The sequence below is a fragment of the Paraburkholderia sp. SIMBA_027 genome (genome assembly GCF_046535315.1).
Classification (GTDB): Bacteria; Pseudomonadota; Gammaproteobacteria; order Burkholderiales; family Burkholderiaceae; genus Paraburkholderia; species Paraburkholderia tropica.
This window is the reverse complement of sequence record NZ_JAWRWY010000284.1, coordinates 1-312: the sequence shown is the minus strand read 5'-3', so window position 1 is coordinate 312 and position 312 is coordinate 1. Positions and strand designations below refer to the sequence as shown.

The window sequence follows — 312 nt, the reverse complement described above, 5'->3', positions numbered from 1 at the left end:
GAAAACAATATCGCGGCGATGCAGGCGGCGCTCACCTGCGAAGAACTCGACGAAGCCGCCCAACTCGACTACGACTTCCACATGCGGATCGTGAGCATTGCCGGCAATGCGGCGATCGAATCGATTTTGAGCAGCAGCGCGGACATCATGAAGGAAAGCCAACGGCTGCCGTTCTACCGGCGCGAGCTGGTGCTGTCCACCTATCACGAGCATCGCGCGATTCTCGACGCGCTCACGGCGCGAGATTCCGCCGCGGCCGGCAAAGCGATCGAAATGCACATCTCCAATGCCGCGCAGCGCGCCGGCGTCTAC

1 protein-coding gene is annotated in these 312 nt (G+C 61.9%); it reads left to right on the top strand.

The window, feature by feature from the left end; all coding sequences use genetic code 11:
- Positions 1 to 312, top strand: a 312-nt coding sequence (locus SB764_RS39120; RefSeq protein ID WP_410866630.1) for a FadR/GntR family transcriptional regulator, incomplete at both ends; no start/stop codon positions are given.